Origin of the sequence: Streptomyces sp. NBC_00637, from assembly GCF_045161545.1 — a bacterium.
Lineage (GTDB): Bacteria > Actinomycetota > Actinomycetes > Streptomycetales > Streptomycetaceae > Streptomyces.
Genome location: NZ_CP109046.1, coordinates 1,646,906 through 1,662,898, shown reverse-complemented (window position 1 = coordinate 1,662,898; position 15,993 = coordinate 1,646,906). Strand labels below are relative to the sequence as shown.

Below are 15,993 nucleotides of genomic sequence, written 5' to 3'. Positions count from 1 at the left end.
GGGGTCGCTCAGCAGCCGTAGTTGATCAGGTTGAAGGTGACGTAGTGGTCCGCGGTGTAGTAGTCCTCGGCGGACTTCTTCCCGGTCACCACCCGGCGCGCTCCGCGCGTCGAGGACCCCGGGGTCTTCACCGTGTACTCGTGGTAGTAGCCGGACGTCTGGCTGGGCAGGACGCCTTCCCGGTTCTGGAAGACGGCTCCGTCCTGCGAGTACGGGAAGGGCCCGCCCGCGTCGATGAGTTCGAGCGTGTCGTAGGCCTGGGAAGGCAGCTTCGTGTAGCAGACGCTGCCGACGGCGGCGTGGGCCGTGGTGGCGGAGACGGCGCCGCCGACGAGGAGGGCGGACAGAACGGCCGCCGACGTGACCGTACGAGTGATCCGTGGGGGGAATCTCATGGCTTCATGATGACGCGCGTAGACAGTGTCATGTCAATGACAAGGCAGCGGAATTCGCCTCGGGGCCCGAGAAGTTTTCACGGCGTTAACCGGCGCCGGACCGCGGCCGCTCAGCCCGGTCCGCCGTCCACCCGGGCGGCGAACAGGGCGAACGCCGGCACCATCGACGCGACGTTCGCGTCAGCGTCGTAGCCGTCGGGGAAGCCGAGGCGAGGACTGCGGAGCGGCGGTCCGGCCGCGCCGAAAGTAGGCGGCGCCGCGACGTGGGTCGGTCGTTCCCGGTCTTCGGTAGGGGATCGTCCCCGCAGGAAGGTGCGGCGGTCCCGCGCTGCGTAGATTTGCCGACCATGAGGGCAGACGACAGCACGGCACCGGCGGCGCCCGGCTTCACGGGACCCAGGTGGCTGCTGCCGTCCGCCCTGGCCGTGGAACTCGCCCCCGGGACGGCCCCCGGGACCGGACGTCCCGGCCGGCCGCTCCGGCGCACGGTGCGCGACTGGATCGTCGACCTCTCCTGCTTCCTCGTGGCCGTGGCGATCGGCCTGACGGTCGCGGACTCCTTTCCCGGCGAACGGGACCTCCCCGAGGTCGTCGCCGCGGCCGACCAGCTCCTGGGCGCCCTCGCCTGCGCGGCGGTCTGGCTGCGCCGCCGGTGGCCCCTCGGCCTGGCGATCGCGATGGTCCCCCTCGGCTTCCTGTCGACAACCTCCGCCGGGGCCTGCACGGTCGCCCTCTTCACCCTCGCGGTGCACCGGCCGTTCCGGTACGTGGCCTGGGTGGGCGGTGCCCAGGTCGCCCTGTTCCCGCTCCTGGCCTGGGTCCGCCCGGATCCCACCCTCGCGTACGCGCCCTCGGTGGCGTGGAGCGTGCTGTTCACCGTCACGGTCATCGGCTGGGGCATGTTCGTCCGGTCCAGGCGGCAGCTGATGCTGAGCCTGCGCGACCGCGCCCGGCGCGCCGAGACGGAGGCCCGGCTGCGCGCCGAGCAGGCGCAGCGGCTGGCCCGTGAGGACATCGCCCGGGAGATGCACGACGTGCTCGCGCACCGGCTGACCCTGCTCAGCGTGCACGCGGGCGCGCTGGAGTTCCGTCCGGACGCGCCCCGCGAGGAGATCGCGCGGGCTGCCGGCGTCATCCGCGAGAGCGCCCACGAGGCGCTCCAGGACCTACGGGAGATCATCGGCGTCCTGCGGGCCGGCGAACCCGACGACGGGGGCCGCCCCCAGCCGACGCTGGCCGCCCTGGACACGCTGGTCGCGGAGTCCCGCCAGGCCGGCATGAAGGTCACCCTCGACCAGCGCGTCACCGACGGCGCGGCCGTTCCCGCCTCGGTCGGCCGCACCGCCTACCGCATCGCCCAGGAGTGCCTCACCAACGCCCGTAAGCACGCCCCGGGCGCCGAGGTCGCGGTCACCGTCACCGGCGGCCCCGGCGACGGTCTCGACGTGTACGTGCGAAACCCGGCCCCCGTGGGCGACGTACCGCCCGTTCCCGGCTCCGGCCAGGGCCTGATCGGCCTGACCGAACGGGCCACCCTGACCGGGGGGCGGCTGGAGCACGGGGCATGGGGCGACGGAGGATTCGAGGTACGGGCGTGGCTGCCGTGGCCGGCGAGGCCTTGACGGGGGCGGGCCCCGGCCGCTCCGGCCGGCTCGTTCGTCGCGAACCGTGAACCCGCCCGCCGGCAACCGTGATTACGTGAGGTCCATGACTGCGATCAGAGTCCTCCTCGTCGACGACGATCCCCTGGTGCGGGCCGGCCTGGCTTTCATGATGGGGGGCGCCGACGACATCGAGATCGTCGGTGAGGCGGCCGACGGGAGCGAGGTCGAGGCGCTCGTGGAGCGCACCCGCCCCGACGTGGTCCTGATGGACATCCGGATGCCGGCCGTGGACGGGATCACCGCCACGGAACGGCTGCGCGCGAGCGAGGGCGCCCCGCACGTCGTGGTGCTGACCACCTTCCACGCCGACGAGCAGGTGTTGCGCGCGCTGCGCGCCGGTGCCGCCGGGTTCGTCCTCAAGGACACCCCGCCCGCCGAGATCCTCGACGCCGTGCGCCGGGTGGCGGCGGGTGACCCCGTCCTGTCGCCCGCGGTCACCCGGCAGCTGATGGATCACGCGGCCGGCGGCGCGGCCGACACCCGGCGCACGCACGCGCGCGTGCGCGTCGCGGCCCTCGGCGAGCGCGAACGCGAGGTGGCCGTCGCGGTCGGCCGGGGGCTGTCCAACGCGGACATCGCCGCCCGGCTGTTCATGAGCGTCCCCACCGTCAAGGCCCATGTCTCCCGCATCCTGGCCAAGTCGGGCCTCGACAACCGGGTGCAGATCGCCCTGCTCGCCTACGACGCGGGGCTCCTGGACGAGGGTGCCGACGGGCCCGGGTGACGGTCGGCTCCCGCCTCCCGGCGGGTTCCGGGGCGGCCCCGTCAGCCCGTCCCGGACGTGGTGGGGGTCGCCGGGATCTCCGCGAGCCACACGGCCCTGCGCTCTCGCCGGGACACCTCGCAGGCTTCGGCTATCCGGAGGGCCTCGAGCGCCTCGCGGCCGTCGCAGGGGTTGGCCCGGCCGCCCCGCACGACGTCCACGAAGGCGTTCAGCTCCGCCGTGTACGCGGGCTCGAACCGCTCCAGGAACCCCGTCCAGGGTTTGTCCGCGGCCGGTGGACCGGTGGGTTCGGTGGACGCGATCGGGGTGCGGTCGTCCAGGCCGACGACGATCTGGTCGAGCTCCCCGGCCAGCTCCATGCGGACGTCGTAGCCCGCCCCGTTCAGCCGCGTCGCCGTCGCCGTGGCGAGGGTGCCGTCGTCGAGGGTGAGGACCGCGGCCGCCGTGTCCACGTCCCCCGCCTCGCGGAACATCGCCGGCCCGGCGTCGGAACCGGCGGCGTACACCTCCGTCACCTCGCGGCCGGTCACCCAGCGCAGGCAGTCGAAGTCGTGCAGGAGCGCGTCCCGGTAGATCCCGCCAGACACCGGCAGCCAGTCGGCCGGCGGCGCCGACTGGTCGGAGGTCAGCGCCCGTACGGTGTGCAGCCGTCCTAGCCGTCCCGAACGCACCGCCTCCCGGGCCCCGGTGTACCCCGCGTCGAAGCGGCGCTGGAAGCCCATGTGAAGGATCGTTCCGGCGGTCTCGACCTCGGTGATCGCCTGTAACGTGCCCGCCAGATCGAGGGCGATCGGCTTCTCGCAGAAGACCGGAAGCCCGGAGCGTGCCGCCCGGCCGATGAGCTCGGCGTGGGCCGAGGTGGCCGTCGTGATCACCACGGCGTCCACGCCCCAGCGGAAGATCTCGTCCACCCCTGGGGCGGCCGTCTCGCCCAGCCGGTGCGCGAGCTCCTGGGCCCGCGCGTGGTCCGCGTCCGTCAGGATCAGGGATCCGACCTCGCGGTGACGGCTGAGTGTGTTCGCATGAATGGTGCCTATGCGGCCCGTCCCGATGACCCCGATGCGCATGAAACAAAAGTGACCTCGCGGCCGGGCGCTGTCAATGCGTATGTCCGGACAACCGAACTACACAACTTCCCGTCAACCGGTCCCGGAGCTACGCTCGGGCCGTGCCGAAACCAGGAGTGGACCCGACCGTGCAGCTGGAACTACGTGTGGACCGAAGTTCGCCGGTGCCGTTGTACTTCCAGCTCGCCCAGCAGCTGGAGGCCGCGATCGAGCACGGGACGCTCACCCCCGGCAGCCTCCTGGGCAACGAGATCGAGCTCGCCGCGCGGCTCGGCCTGTCCCGGCCGACCGTCCGCCAGGCGATCCAGTCGCTCGTCGACAAGGGCCTGCTCGTCCGCCGCAGGGGCGTCGGGACGCAGGTCGTGCACAGCCAGGTCAAGCGCCCCCTGGAGCTCAGCAGCCTCTACGACGACCTGGAGGCCGCGGGGCAGCGACCGGCGACGACGGTACTGGTCAACACCGTGGTCCCGGCGTCCGCCGAAGTCGCGGCCGCGCTCGCGGTGGCCGAGGGCAGCGAGGTGCACCGGGTGGAGCGGCTGCGCCTGGCGCACGGGGAGCCGATGGCGTACCTGTGCAACCACCTGCCCTCCGGCCTGCTCGGCCTCGACACCGACCAGCTCCAGGCCACCGGCCTGTACCGGCTGATGCGGGCGGCCGGGATCACCCTGCACAGCGCCCGCCAGTCCATCGGCGCCCGGGCCGCCACCAGCGCCGAGGCCGAGCGGCTCGCCGAGGAGGAGGGCGCCCCGCTGCTGACGATGCAGCGCACGACCTTCGACGACACCGGCCGGGCGGTGGAGTTCGGCGACCACATCTACCGGCCGACCCGCTACTCCTTCGAGTTCCAGCTGCTCGTACGCCCCTGAGGCCGTCGCCGCGATCACCCCGGCCTGGTCGCATTGTCCGGACAAGGTGAGTGATAGGCGGTCACCCACGCGACCGGATCACCCCGCCCCGCGGGACCGGCGCTCCGGACGACGGACGGCGACGGCCCGGACGGCCACCACCGCGAGCGCGCCACGAACCCGCCACCGGCCCACGGCGGGCCCGGCGAACGCGGCGGGCCGCGCCGACGCGCGGCCGCACCGGGCCTGACCGGCCACGACGCGCCCGGGCACGGCAGAGGTGGCCGCGCCCGCCGCCGCCCCGCTCGGCACCCGGCGGGACGGTGAGGCAGAATCGGCGGCGATGAGCACCTACGGCAACTTCACCGCCCCCATCGGCTCCCGCCGCGCCCCCGCACTCCGCACCGTGGGCACGAGGGAGCGCCGATCGCACCTCACCGCGCCCCGGGTGCCGACCGTGGGCATCGACATCGGTGGCACCAAGGTGATGGCGGGGGTCGTCGACGCCGACGGCAACATCCTGGAGAAGGTCCGCACGGAGACCCCGGACAAGTCCAAGAGCCCGAAGGTCGTGGAGGACACGATCGTCGAGCTCGTCCTGGACCTGTCCGACCGCCACGACGTGCACGCGGTCGGCGTCGGCGCGGCGGGGTGGGTGGACGCGGACCGCAACCGCGTCCTGTTCGCGCCCCACCTGTCCTGGCGCAACGAGCCGCTGCGCGACCGTCTCTCCGGCCGTCTCGCGGTGCCCGTCCTGGTGGACAACGACGCCAACACCGCCGCCTGGGCGGAGTGGCGCTTCGGCGCGGGCCGCGGCGAGGACCACCTCGTCATGATCACCCTCGGTACCGGCATCGGCGGCGCGATCCTGGAGGACGGCCAGGTCAAGCGCGGCAAGTACGGCGTCGCCGGCGAGTTCGGCCATATGCAGGTGGTGCCCGGCGGCCACCGCTGCCCGTGCGGCAACCGCGGCTGCTGGGAGCAGTACAGCTCGGGCAACGCGCTGGTCAGGGAGGCCCGCGAACTGGCCGCCGCCGACTCCCCGGTGGCGTACGGGATCATCGAGCACGTCAAGGGCAACATCGGCGACATCACCGGCCCGATGATCACCGAGCTGGCCCGCGAGGGCGACGCCATGTGCATCGAGCTGCTCCAGGACATCGGCCAGTGGCTCGGCGTCGGCATCGCCAACCTGGCCGCCGCCCTCGACCCGTCCTGCTTCGTGATCGGCGGCGGCGTCTCGGCCGCCGACGGACTGCTGATCAGCCCCGCGCGGGACGCGTTCAAGCGCCAGCTCACCGGCCGCGGCTACCGCCCCGAGGCCCGTATCGTCCGCGCCCAGCTGGGCCCCGAGGCCGGTATGGTCGGCGCGGCGGACCTGGCCCGCCTGGTCGCCCGCCGCTTCCGGCGCGCCAAGCGCCGCCGCGTCGAGCGCTACGAGCGCTTCGAACGGTTCACCGAGGCGGCCCGCCGCACCCAGGACAAGGACACGGCGTGACCGCCGTAACGCCCCGCCCCCAGGACATCGCATGACCGCCGCACGACCCCGCACGACCCGGGACACCGCATGACAGCATCGCTGCCCCGCCAGGCCGCGCCCCCCGACGAGCCGCACCGTCCGCCGGAGGACCGCCGGCACGTGATCCGCCGCAGGGCGCTCACCCTGCTGATCATCGTCCTGCTCATCGGTGTCCCGGCCGGTTACCTGGTGATCTCCGCCAACCAGAGCCGCGACAGCGGCAAGGACAAGGAGGCGAAGTACTCGGCGACCGGCCTGACCGAGGGCTGGCCCTCGAAGGTCCAGCGCCGCCTCTACCAGGTGCCGATCCCGCACCCCTCGAACCAGGTCGCCTACTACGAGACGAACAACTGGAAGACCAGCCGCCTGTACGCCCAGTTCCAGACCACCCAGCTCGGACTCGACGAGTTCCTCGCCGGCATCGGCGTCACCAGGGCCGACCTGAAGAAGGGCAAGATCACCATCAGCGCCCGCGACCAGGAGGTCACGGGCTGGAAGTTCAGCGGCCCCGGCTCGCGCCCCGGCGACGACTTCGGCATCGTCCACGCGCAGAAGAATCCCGAGCCGACGCTCGACGTGGTGGTGAACACCGGCAACGCGGTCTACCCCTTCGTCTACGTGGTCTCCCGCACGGTCCCCTGACCGGTCCCGACCGGGTTCGCCCGGAGCCGGGACGCCGTGCCCCGGCAGGCCTCCGGGACCGATTGTCAGACCCCGCCCGTAGAGTCGAAGACGACTGATCCGACACGCGGGCGGGAGGTGGACACAAGGCATGAGCGTGAGGACCGACGGCACGGCCGAGGCGGACCCCGTCTCCGGTTCCACCGCCGTCTGCGTGCGACTCGCCGCCGTCTTCCTGCCCGCGCCCCTCCCGCGCGAGGGCCGCGTCGCGTTCTGGGACCCGGCGGACGACCCGCTGCCCACCGCGGCCGACGCGGAGCACACGGAGCTCACCGTCGTCCGGCGCCACGGCTCCGCCATCCGCCGCCGGCAGGCCCCCGCCCTGTCCCTGCCCCTCGACAAGGCGCTGCCGCTGCTCGTGCGGGCCCGGCGCGACCCCGCCGCCCACCCGGCGACCGCCTGCTGGGGCGCGGCCGCGCTGCACGCGCTGCGGCTCACCGCCCGCGGCCGCCTGCTGCCCGGCCTGACCCCGGCGGGACTCGACGCCTGGCGGGCCGGCCCGCTGGACCCGGAGGACGTCGCGCACCTGCGCGCGGTCGCCGCCGCGCTCCCGCACGAGGGCCACGCCGTGCCGCTCCCCGGCCCCGGACCGCTGCGGCTGCCCCGGCCCGAGGCCCTGATGCGGTCCTTCCTGGACGCCGTGGCGGACACCCTGCCCCGTACCCCGGCCGCCCCGCACGCCTGCGGGAAGCCCTTCGCCGACCGCTCGCCCCAGCGGCTGCCCGGCGCGCACGACTGGGCCGCGGAGGTCGCCGCGGGCATGGACGCGGGCGTGCGGATCTCCCTGCGCCTCGACCTGTCCGCGTACGACATGTTCGACCGGCTCGACGACGGCGAGCGGACGCGCCGGGCGGGCGCCGCGATCGTCCAGGTGCACAGCCTCGCCGACCCCACCCTGATGACCGACGCGGCGGCCCTGTGGGCGGGCGAGGCCGACGCCGCCTTCGGGGCACGCGCACGCGTGGACGCGGCCCTCGCGGTACGGCGCGCGGCCCGCGTCTGGCCGCCGCTCGCCCGGCTCGCCGAACAGGACGCGCCGGACGTCCTCGCCCTGTCCGAGGACGAGCTGAGCGATCTGCTCGGGGTGGCGGCCACCCGGCTGGCGACGGCCGGGGTAGCCGTGCACTGGCCGAGGGATCTGGCACAGGACCTCAGCGCGGCCGCGGTGGTCCGGCCCGCGCCCGGCTCGGCGACCGACGGCACCGGCTTCTTCGAGAGCGAGGAACTGCTCCGGTTCCGCTGGCAGCTGGCCCTCGGCGGCGACCCGCTCAGCGAGGCCGAGATGGACACCCTGGCGGAGGCCCACCGCCCGGTGGTCCGGCTCCGTGACCAGTGGGTCCTGGTCGACCCGGCGCTCGTGCGCAAGGCCCGCAAGCGGGAACTGGGCCTGCTGGACCCGGTCGACGCCCTGGCCGTCGCCCTCAGCGGCACCGCGGAGGTCGACGGCGAGAGCGTCGAGGCGGTCCCCGTCGGCGCCCTGGCCGCCCTGCGCGACCGTCTCACCACCGGCGTACAGCCCGCCGATCCGCCCGCCGGCCTGCACGCCACCCTGCGCGACTACCAGCTGCGCGGCCTGGCCTGGCTGGACCTCATGACCTCGCTCGGCCTCGGCGGCTGTCTCGCCGACGACATGGGCCTCGGCAAGACGATCACCGTCATCGCCCTGCACCTGAAGCGGGCCCGCACCGAACCCACCCTGGTGGTCTGCCCGGCCTCCCTCATGGGGAACTGGCAGCGCGAGATCCACCGCTTCGCGCCCGGCGTCCCGGTCCGCCGCTTCCACGGCCCCGACCGCAGCCTCGCGGACCTCGGCGCCGGCTTCGTCCTCACCACGTACGGCACGATGCGCTCGGCGGCACCCTCCCTGGCCGGCCAGAGCTGGGGCATGGTCGTCGCGGACGAGGCCCAGCACGTGAAGAACCCCTACTCGGCGACGGCGAAGGCCCTGCGCACCCTCGCGACCCCCGCGCGCGTGGCCCTGACCGGCACCCCCGTCGAGAACAACCTCTCCGAGCTCTGGGCCCTGCTCGACTGGACGACACCCGGGCTCCTCGGCCCCCTGAAGTCCTTCCGCGCCCGGCACGCGCGCGCGGTGGAGAACGGCGAGGACGACCAGGCGGTGGAGCGCCTGGCCCGGCTGGTCCGCCCGTTCCTCCTGCGGCGCAAGAAGTCCGACCCCGGCATCGTGCCCGAGCTGCCGCCCAAGACCGAGACCGACCACCCCGTCCCGCTCACCCGTGAACAGGCCGCGCTGTACGAGGCGGTGGTGCGGGAGTCCCTGCTGGCCATCGAGACGGCGGACGGCATCGCCCGGCGCGGCCTGGTGCTGAAACTGCTGGGCGCGCTCAAGCAGATCTGCGACCACCCGGCCCTGTACCTCAAGGAGGAGACCGCCTCCGTCGGCGACGCCCTGGCCGCCCGCTCCGGCAAACTCGCCCTGCTGGACGAGCTGCTGGACACCCTGCTCGCCGAGGACGGCTCGGCCCTCGTCTTCACGCAGTACGTCGGCATGGCCCGCCTGATCACCGCCCACCTCGCCGCCCGCGCCGTCCCCGTCGACCTGCTGCACGGCGGCACCCCGATCCCCGAGCGCGAGCGGATGGTGGACCGTTTCCAGGACGGCGCGACGCCGGTCCTCGTCCTCTCCCTGAAGGCCGCGGGCACCGGCCTCAACCTGACCCGCGCGGGCCATGTCGTGCACTTCGACCGCTGGTGGAACCCCGCGGTGGAGGAACAGGCCACCGACCGTGCCTACCGCATCGGCCAGACCCAGCCGGTCCAGGTGCACCGCCTCATCACCGAGGGCACGGTCGAGGACCGCATCGCCGAGATGCTCCAGGCGAAGCGCGCCCTGGCCGACGCCATCCTCGGCTCCGGCGAGTCGGCCCTCACCGAACTCACGGACCGTGAACTGTCCGACCTGGTCAGGCTGCGGAGGGAGGCGTGATGGACCAACCGGAGCCGGCCGAGCCGCAGGAGACGGCTGGGGATCCGGCCGCGCCGGAGGAGACGGCAGCGGAGCCGGCCGAGCCGCGGAACACCGCATCGGAGAGGGCCGAGACCGCCACCGCCGTTCCGGTCGGGGAGCAGGGGGAGAAGTCCGCGAGCCCCGCCGACGAGGTACGCCGTGCGCTGCGGGCGGCCCGGGAGCGCTCGCAGGAACAGGAGCCGCCGGCGCAAGGACTTGCGCGAGGTGCCTCGCACGGGCCGTCGCACGAGTCCGCGGTCCGCCCCGGGCGCCCCGCCTCCCGGCCCGGCGACGCGGCCCGCGCGGCCCTGCGCCGCACGGCGGACCCCGCGCCCGCGGTCACCGCCACCGTCACGGAGTCCACCCCCGGGGAAGCCGCCCCGGTCGCCGACGCCGACCCCACCGCGACTGCTGCTCCGTCGGCAGGGGCCGCGCCGACTGACCCGGCGTCGGCGGACCTCCGTCAGGCGGACCTTCCTCCAGCGGACCTCCCCCCGGAGGCCCCCTCGTCGACCGACGCCCCGCCGACGGTCGGCGAGCCGCGAGCGCCGCGGGCCGACACCGGCTCGCGCCCCGGGGACCTCGCCCGGGAGGCCCTGCGCGCCGCCCGCGCGCAGGCCCGGCAGAGCCCGGCCGAGACCCGGACGCGGTCAGGCCGCGGGACCCCGCGCGGCGACGGCGGTCTCCGCCCCCGCACCGGCGCACGCCCCGCCGAAACCCGGCGGCACCGAAGTCCCCAGGACCAGGTCGCCGACGAACGGGCACGCGTCGTAAGGGAGTTGCTCGCGGGCGCCTTCCGGATGCCGTCGGAGGAAACGGCCCGGCCCGAGGACGGGATCGCGCCCGAGACCGAACCGGAAGCCGCCCCCGGAGCCGAGCCCGGAGCCGAGCCCGAAGCCGAACCCGGAGCCGGGCGGACCGAGCCCGAAGCCGCGCCCGAAGCCGCGTTCGAACCCGAACCCGAAACCGCCCCCGGAGCCGCGTCCGAGGCCTGGCCCGGAGCCGCCACCGAACCCGAGGCCGTGGTCGGCAACGGGGCGGCGGCCGAAGGGAGTTCGCCCGCGGGTGGTCCTCCGACCGGCGCATCCTCCGCGGCTTCCCTCGCCGTCGCCGGCGCGTCTTCCCGGTCTCCCGGACCGTCCCGCGCCCCCCGTTCCATGGCCGCCCCCGCTCGGGACGGGGACCACCGCAGGACCTTCCCCGCGTTCCCGCCGCGTACCGGCGGATCGTTCGCCGGGACCTGGTGGGGCAACGCCTGGGTCGCCGCGCTGGAAGAGGGCGCCCTCGACGCCCAGCGTCTGGCCCGCGGGCGCGGTTATGCCGAGCAGGGAAACGTCGACGCGATCACGGTGACCCCCGGGCTCGTGCTGGCGTACGTGCAGGGCAGCCGCCCCCGCCCCTACCGTGTACAGGTGCGGCTGCGCACCCTCGGCGGCGAGGACTGGGAGCGCTTCCTGGAGGCGGCCGTCGAGCGGCCCGGGCACATCGCCGCGCTGCTCGACAAGGAGATGCCCGAGTCCCTCGCCGAGTGCGGGGTGCCGCTGCTGCCGGGCCCCGGAGACCTCGAGCCGCAGTGCAGCTGCCCCGACCGCGGCCACCCCTGCAAGCACGCCGCCGCCCTCTGCTACCAGACCGCGCGGCTGCTGGATGCCGACCCGTTCGTGCTGCTCCTGCTGCGCGGCCGGGGCGAACGCGAGGTGCTCGACGCGCTGTCCCGCCGTAACGCCACCCGCGCGGCCCGCGCCGCCCAGGAGCAGGAACCGGAACCCCTGCCGGGCGTGCGGGCCGCCGAAGCCCTCGCCGAGCGGCGGCTCCCGCCGCTGCCCGCCCCGCTGCCCGTGCCCCCGCACCCCGAGCAGCCTCCGGCGTACCCGTCCGCGCCGAACGGCCCCGACTCCTTCGCGCTGGACCACCTCGCGACCGACGCGGCCGCCCGCGCCCACGCCCTGCTGACGACCGGGCACGACGAGATCGGCGGACTGGACCTGTGGCGGGACGCCGTGCGGCTCGCCGCGTCCCGCCCGGGTTCCGGGCTCACCGTCACCACCCGCGCCCTCTACGCCGCCCTCGCCTCGGCGGCCGGCCGCACCCCCGTCGAACTGGCGCGCGCGGTGGCCGCCTGGCGACAGGGCGGACCGGACGGGCTCACCGTCCTGGAGGAGACCTGGGACCCGCCCGCCGGCCGCTTCGACCGGGCCAGGCCGCTCCTCCTCGCCGCCGACCTCCCGGCCTTCCGCCCGCGCCGCAACCACCTCACCCACCCCCGGGGTCATGTCCAACTCCGTTTCGGGCGCGACGGGTTGTGGTACGCGTACGAGTCCGAACCGGGCCACGACGACTGGTGGCCCCGCGGCACCCCCGACCCGGACCCGGTGGGCGCGCTGACCGGCCTGGGCGCCTCGGACGAGTTCTGACCCGGCCGCCTCGCCCCTGCGCCTGCACCCGCCCTCGCCCCTGCGCCTGGCCCCGTCCCGCCCCGCCCCCGTCGGCGCGCGGCGCGGCCCGGCCCGCGTCCGCGCCTCACGCCCGCCCTCCGCCCCCTGTCGTCAGGGCACCGAGGCCGTCTGTACGATGCACGCGCATCGGATCTCACGGACCGCCGGAGCGGGCGGGTGAAGCCCGGTGTGAAGGATCTTCGCGGGGCTGCCACAACCTGGGACGGCTTGCACGGGGTTCCGACCCAAGCGCGTGAGAAATGGTGAGATGTGGGAGCGTGAGCCGGGTGAGCGAGAGTACGACCAACACCCTGCAATACCGCTTCGACGGGCCGGAGGACGCCCCTGTCCTGATCCTGGGCCCGTCACTGGGCACGACATGGCACATGTGGGACCGTCAGGTTCCCGAGCTGGCCCAGCAGTGGCGGATCTTCCGCTACGACCTGCCCGGTCACGGCGGCGCCCCGGCCTACCCGGTGGGCTCGGTCTCCGACCTGGCCGGGCGGCTGCTCGCCACCCTCGACCGGCTCGGGGTGCAGCGCTTCGGCTACGCGGGCTGCGCGTTCGGCGGCGCGGTCGGCGTGGAACTGGCGCTGCGGCACCCGGAGCGGGTCGCCTCCCTCGCGCTGATCGCGGCCTCGCCGCGCTTCGGCACGGCCGACGAGTTCCGGCAGCGAGGCGTCATAGTGCGCACCAACGGCCTCGACCCCATCGCCCGCAGCTCGCCCGACCGCTGGTTCACCAGCGGCTTCGCGGCCGCGCAGCCCGCGATCACCGAGTGGGCCGTGCAGATGGTGCGCACCACCGATCCCGGCTGCTACATAGCTGCCTGCGAGGCGCTCGCCGCCTTCGACGTGCGGGCCGAGATCGGTCTCGTCGGGGTGCCCACGCTGGTCCTCGTCGGCTCGGACGACCAGGTCACCGGCCCCGCCGAGGCGCGCACGCTGGTGGCCGGCATCCCGGACGCCCGGCTGGCCGTCGTACCGGGCGCCTCGCATCTGGTCCCGGTGGAGCAGCCCGCGGCCGTGACCGACCTGCTGGTCCGCCACTTCTCCACCGCCTGGCAGCCCGCCTACGACTCCGGCACCGGGCAGACCGCCGTGCCGGGCATCCCCGTCAGGGCGGTCCCGACCGCCTCCCAGCAGCCTCCGCAGCCGGTGGCCATCGCGGAGATCGCGCCCGCCCCCGTCGTCGAACCGGCGCAGGTGATGGGCCGGCCCGATCCCTACGACGCCGGTCTCAAGGTGCGCCGGGAGGTGCTAGGGGACGCCCATGTCGACCGGGCGCTGTCGCAGGCCGACGACTTCTCCGGGGAGTTCCAGGAGTTCATCACCCGCTACGCCTGGGGCGAGATCTGGGACCGGCCGGGCCTCGACCGCCGCTCCCGTTCCTGCGTCACGCTCACCGCGCTGGTCGCGGGCGGTCACCTGGACGAGCTGGCCCCCCACCTTCGGGCCGCGCTGCGCAACGGCCTCACCCCCGACGAGATCAGGGAGGTCCTGCTCCAGGCCGCCGTCTACTGCGGCGTACCCGCGGCGAGCGGCGCGTTCAAGGTGGCCCAGCAGGTCATCCGGGAGGAGACCACCCCCACCGAGTGAGCCGTCCACCGGACGCGGGGGCAGGATGGATCGCATGACGGCTCTGAAACTCACCAAGAAGACGCACGCGTGTGTCCGCCTGGACAAGGACGGGCGCACGCTCGTCCTCGACCCCGGCGCGTTCAGCGAGGCGGACGCCGCTGCCGGCGCGGACGCGATCCTGGTCACGCACGAGCACCCCGACCACTTCGACGAGGGCCGGCTGCGGTCGGCTCTGGAGGCCGACCCGGCCGTGGAGCTCTGGACCCTGAGGTCGGTCGCGGAGAAGCTCTCCGCCGCGTTCCCCGGCCGGGTGCACACGGTCGGCCACGGGGACACGTTCACCGCCGCGGGGTTCGACGTCCAGGTCCACGGCGAGCTGCACGCCGTCATCCACCCCGACCTCCCGCGCGTCACCAACGTCGGCTTCCTCGTCGACGGGGGCCGCGTCTTCCACCCCGGAGACGCGCTCACCGTCCCCGAGCACCCGGTGGAGACCCTGCTGGCCCCGGTCCAGGCCCCCTGGAACAAGATCTCCGAGGTGATCGAGTACGTCCGCGAGGTCCGGCCGCAGCGCGTCTACGACATCCACGACGCCCTCCTCACCGACCTCGCCCGCCCGATCTACGACACCCACCTGGGCAACCTGGGCGGCGCCGACCACGGCCGGCTGGCGCCGGGAACCTCGGCGGAGGTCTGAGGGACGGCGTTGTCGGACCCTCCGGGTAGGTTGTGAGGCATGCGTATCGCGACCTGGAACGTGAACTCGATCACCGCCCGCCTGCCGAGGCTGCTGGCCTGGCTGGAGAGCAGCGGCACCGACGTGCTGTGCCTCCAGGAGGCCAAGGTCGCCGAGGCGCAGTTCCCGCTCGACGCGCTGCGCGAACTGGGTTACGAGGCGGCGGTGCACGCCACGGGCCGGTGGAACGGCGTGGCGGTGATCTCCCGCGTCGGTCTGGCGGACGTCGTCAAGGGTCTGCCGGGTGACCCCGGCTACGAGGGGACGACGGAGCCCCGCGCCATCTCGGCGACCTGCGGCCCGGTCCGCGTCTGGTCGGTGTACGTGCCGAACGGCCGCGAGGTCGAGCACCCGCACTACGCCTACAAGCTCCAGTGGTTCGAGGCCCTCAAGGCCGCCGTCGCGGGCGATGCCGCGGGCAGCCGCCCCTTCGCGGTGATGGGCGACTACAACGTGGCGCCCACCGACGACGACGTGCACGACGTGGCCGCCTTCGAGGGCCTCACCCATGTGACCCCGGCCGAGCGGGCCGCCCTCGCGTCGCTGCGGGAGGCCGGCCTGTCGGACGTGGTCCCGCGCCCCCTGAAGTACGACCACCCCTTCACGTACTGGGACTACCGCCAGCTCTGCTTCCCCAAGAACCGCGGCATGCGCATCGACCTGGTGTACGGCAACGAGCCGTTCGCCAAGGCCGTCAAGGACTCCTACGTCGACCGCGAGGAGCGCAAGGGCAAGGGCGCCTCGGATCACGCTCCGGTCGTGGTCGACCTCGAGGTGTAGCGCGCGCCGGGGCCCGTCCGTCTCCGCGCGATGCCCGCCGGGACGGGCGGTCCGGCCGCCTGTGTATGCCAGCGCGCCTGTGGTGCGTACGCCGGTGTGAATGTCACGCTGGGCTTATGAACATCCCTTTCCTGGGCAACAGGAGCAAGAAGCACCCTGTGGCGGTGCTCGCCGAGGACCTCGAGGGGATCGCCGAACTCCTCTCCGAATGCGAGCTGTTGCGGGCGCACGCGGCCCGGCAGGGGATCGGACTCGACGACACGGCCGCCTCGTTGGAGGCGCTGGACCAGCTCCCGCCGCGCTGGCGCGAGGACGAGGAGACCCTGCCCTGGTTCGGTCACGACGCCGGGCTCTATCTGGGGACGGTCGTCGTCCGCACGGTGCCCGGCGCCGTCTGGGTGATCTGGCCCGGCGGGGAACCGGCCGTCCGGCTGGTGTCCGGCCGGGAGGTCGACGTGGTCACCGCCGGGCGTGAGTGGGCCGCGACCGGGACGCCCGAACTGTCCCAGCTGTACGCCGAGGTGGCCGAGAACTGAATTGCGAGCGCGTAAATACGGCTAATGGCGCAGAAGTGCGTGTCGTGACCCGACTCCGGCCTC

13 protein-coding genes are annotated in these 15,993 nt (G+C 74.3%); 11 read left to right on the top strand and 2 right to left on the bottom strand.

Annotation, left to right across the window (positions count from 1 at the left end):
* Positions 1–8: 8 nt before the first annotated feature.
* Complete coding sequence (locus OG440_RS07175) at positions 9–395, bottom strand: ribonuclease domain-containing protein (protein WP_406005983.1); 387 nt, start codon at positions 393–395, stop codon at positions 9–11.
* 347 nt (positions 396–742) lie between these two features.
* Here OG440_RS07175 and OG440_RS07170 point away from each other — a divergent pair, with 347 nt between their 5' ends.
* Positions 743–2,017 (top strand): histidine kinase, encoded by a 1,275-nt coding sequence (locus tag OG440_RS07170; RefSeq protein WP_406005982.1) that lies wholly within the window; start codon positions 743–745, stop codon positions 2,015–2,017.
* A gap of 85 nt (positions 2,018–2,102) precedes the next feature.
* Positions 2,103–2,783 (top strand): response regulator, encoded by a 681-nt coding sequence (locus OG440_RS07165; protein ID WP_406005981.1) that lies wholly within the window; start codon positions 2,103–2,105, stop codon positions 2,781–2,783.
* A 41-nt stretch (positions 2,784–2,824) separates the two neighbouring features.
* On the opposite strand, the gene OG440_RS07160 is transcribed toward OG440_RS07165, so the two are convergent.
* Entirely contained in the window at positions 2,825–3,850 is a 1,026-nt protein-coding gene (locus tag OG440_RS07160; protein ID WP_406005980.1) for a Gfo/Idh/MocA family oxidoreductase, read from the bottom strand.
* 128 nt (positions 3,851–3,978) lie between these two features.
* On the opposite strand from OG440_RS07160, the gene OG440_RS07155 reads away from it, so the two are divergent.
* From OG440_RS07155 to OG440_RS07115, 9 genes are all read left to right on the top strand, one after another.
* Positions 3,979–4,716 (top strand): GntR family transcriptional regulator, encoded by a 738-nt coding sequence (locus tag OG440_RS07155; protein ID WP_406011286.1) that lies wholly within the window; start codon positions 3,979–3,981, stop codon positions 4,714–4,716.
* A gap of 322 nt (positions 4,717–5,038) precedes the next feature.
* Positions 5,039–6,193: an ROK family glucokinase gene (locus OG440_RS07150; RefSeq protein ID WP_406005979.1), complete on the top strand. Its 1,155-nt coding sequence runs from the start codon at positions 5,039–5,041 to the stop codon at positions 6,191–6,193.
* Between the two features lie 69 nt (positions 6,194–6,262).
* The gene (locus OG440_RS07145; protein ID WP_406005978.1) at positions 6,263–6,856 is read left to right on the top strand and encodes a sugar kinase; all 594 of its coding nucleotides are present in this window, start codon (positions 6,263–6,265) and stop codon (positions 6,854–6,856) included.
* Between the two features lie 130 nt (positions 6,857–6,986).
* Positions 6,987–9,842, top strand: a complete 2,856-nt coding sequence (locus OG440_RS07140) for a DEAD/DEAH box helicase (RefSeq protein WP_406005977.1) — start codon at positions 6,987–6,989, stop codon at positions 9,840–9,842.
* Positions 9,842–12,277 (top strand): SWIM zinc finger family protein, encoded by a 2,436-nt coding sequence (locus OG440_RS07135; protein WP_406005976.1) that lies wholly within the window; start codon positions 9,842–9,844, stop codon positions 12,275–12,277. Before OG440_RS07140 ends, OG440_RS07135 begins: the two co-directional genes overlap by 1 nt.
* 308 nt (positions 12,278–12,585) lie before the next feature.
* A complete protein-coding gene (pcaC, locus tag OG440_RS07130) occupies positions 12,586–13,896 on the top strand; it encodes a 4-carboxymuconolactone decarboxylase (RefSeq protein WP_406005975.1) in 1,311 nt (436 codons plus the stop codon).
* Between the two features lie 43 nt (positions 13,897–13,939).
* Positions 13,940–14,575 carry an MBL fold metallo-hydrolase gene (locus OG440_RS07125; RefSeq protein WP_406011285.1) on the top strand — a complete coding sequence of 212 codons (636 nt, stop codon included), beginning with the start codon at positions 13,940–13,942 and terminating at the stop codon, positions 14,573–14,575.
* 39 nt (positions 14,576–14,614) lie between these two features.
* Positions 14,615–15,394, top strand: a complete 780-nt coding sequence (locus tag OG440_RS07120; protein WP_406005974.1) for an exodeoxyribonuclease III — start codon at positions 14,615–14,617, stop codon at positions 15,392–15,394.
* A gap of 116 nt (positions 15,395–15,510) precedes the next feature.
* Positions 15,511–15,930, top strand: coding sequence for a DUF6278 family protein (locus OG440_RS07115; protein ID WP_406005973.1), 420 nt, complete (start codon positions 15,511–15,513; stop codon positions 15,928–15,930).
* The last annotated feature ends 63 nt before the right edge of the window (positions 15,931–15,993 follow it).

What these genes read in the sequence shown, in the direction of transcription:
- OG440_RS07140 (WP_406005977.1), top strand. Translation starts at nt 6,987, where the DNA reads ATGAGCGTGAGGACCGACGGCACGGCCGAGGCGGACCCCGTCTCCGGT.
- OG440_RS07115 (WP_406005973.1), top strand. Translation starts at nt 15,511, where the DNA reads ATGAACATCCCTTTCCTGGGCAACAGGAGCAAGAAGCACCCTGTGGCG.
- OG440_RS07150 (WP_406005979.1), top strand. Translation starts at nt 5,039, where the DNA reads ATGAGCACCTACGGCAACTTCACCGCCCCCATCGGCTCCCGCCGCGCC.
- OG440_RS07170 (WP_406005982.1), top strand. Translation starts at nt 743, where the DNA reads ATGAGGGCAGACGACAGCACGGCACCGGCGGCGCCCGGCTTCACGGGA.
- OG440_RS07160 (WP_406005980.1), bottom strand. Translation starts at nt 3,850, where the DNA reads ATGCGCATCGGGGTCATCGGGACGGGCCGCATAGGCACCATTCATGCG.
- OG440_RS07135 (WP_406005976.1), top strand. Translation starts at nt 9,842, where the DNA reads ATGGACCAACCGGAGCCGGCCGAGCCGCAGGAGACGGCTGGGGATCCG.
- OG440_RS07145 (WP_406005978.1), top strand. Translation starts at nt 6,263, where the DNA reads ATGACAGCATCGCTGCCCCGCCAGGCCGCGCCCCCCGACGAGCCGCAC.
- OG440_RS07175 (WP_406005983.1), bottom strand. Translation starts at nt 395, where the DNA reads ATGAGATTCCCCCCACGGATCACTCGTACGGTCACGTCGGCGGCCGTT.
- OG440_RS07165 (WP_406005981.1), top strand. Translation starts at nt 2,103, where the DNA reads ATGACTGCGATCAGAGTCCTCCTCGTCGACGACGATCCCCTGGTGCGG.
- OG440_RS07120 (WP_406005974.1), top strand. Translation starts at nt 14,615, where the DNA reads ATGCGTATCGCGACCTGGAACGTGAACTCGATCACCGCCCGCCTGCCG.